1 protein-coding gene is annotated in these 1,365 nt (G+C 39.3%); it reads left to right on the forward strand.

Annotated elements, in window-relative coordinates; all coding sequences use genetic code 11:
* Positions 1-102: 102 nt before the first annotated feature.
* Positions 103-1,218, forward strand: coding sequence for an IS4 family transposase (locus tag BFL01S_RS19600; RefSeq protein WP_061786721.1), 1,116 nt, complete (start codon positions 103-105; stop codon positions 1,216-1,218).
* The last annotated feature ends 147 nt before the right edge of the window (positions 1,219-1,365 follow it).

Consider the following 1,365-nt stretch of genomic DNA (forward strand, 5'->3'; position numbering starts at 1 on the left):
ACTCAAAATCTTCAATAATCTCGTTTTGCGTAAAGAAAAAGTCCTTTATAATGGATAAAGTCAGGTGGTCACCCGTCCAAATCCATTAAAAAGGACCCACGTATGAACAAGATTACACCAAAAACTTCATTTGGACAATGGTTTTCACCCATCAATCTTCAATTATTTGAAGAAAACGTGAAAACGATGAAATTAGATTACTATACGAAAAAATTAACGACGGAATCGTTCTTTAAATTACTCCTTTTTGCACAGCTGCAAGAAATTGAAAGTCTGCACGCACTTACAGATTGTCTTTTCGACGAACAGCTTCAAAAAGGGATCGACCTTGATTCCATCAGTATTTCTCAGCTGTCACGCCGGTTAAATGGCATGAATCCAGATCTCTTTCAACGGCTTTTCCTGGATTTAGTGACACAAATTCATGCCAAAACGCACTACACGAAACTCGTGATGCCGTTAAAAATCCTTGATTCAAGTACATTACCACTCAATTTGACCAATCATAGATGGGCAACGTTCCGCAAAACAAAAGCAGGTGTGAAATTACATCTACGTCTTGTCTTTATGGAAAAAGGGACATCGTATCCTGAAAAAGCCGTTGTGACAACGGCAAAAGAACATGATCGCGGTCAACTTGAAGTCATGATCGATGACAAAGAATGCATGTACGTGTTTGAGCGTGGCTACCTCGATTACGAGCGATTTGACCGCATGACAGATGATGGCTACTTTTTTCTTTCAAGGCTGCGGAAAAACGCCGTCATACGGGAAGTTTACGACTTCAAACTGCCAAACGATACGACCGTTTTATCAGATCAAATGGTGTTGATTGGCACGACGCAAAATCGAGCAGAAAATTATTTCCGTCTACTAAAAGTCATGGATTCAAAAGGAAATGAGCTCCATTTAATCACGAATCGCTTTGATTTGAGTGCCGAAGAAATGTCTGAGATGTACAAATCGCGCTGGGCAATTGAGTTGTTTTTCAAATGGATTAAACAGCATCTCCGCATCAAAAAGTTTTACGGACAAAGTGAATGGGCGATTCACAACCAAGTGTTGATCGCACTTATCGTCTTTTGTCTGCATGTACTCGTGCAGCTCGAAACAAAAAGTAAGCGAAAACTCCTGCAAATTAGCCGTTATTTAAGGGCTGCTTTGTGGAAGCCAGCACATATCTGGCTTCGAAAAATTAAAGGGGAAGCTGTCCCTTAATGAGCAAATGATCGTTGTCTCTTTTGTCTACTTGTAAATAAAAACCAAATAGATGGAGCCACCTTTGTTTGGATATTCACTTTTTTGGCTCTTCATTAGGAAAGATATAAAACTGAAAATTCAAATAAAATTTATGCAACACTAGTG

This window comes from Priestia flexa NBRC 15715, from assembly GCF_001591565.1.
Classification (GTDB): Bacteria; Bacillota; Bacilli; order Bacillales; family Bacillaceae_H; genus Priestia; species Priestia flexa.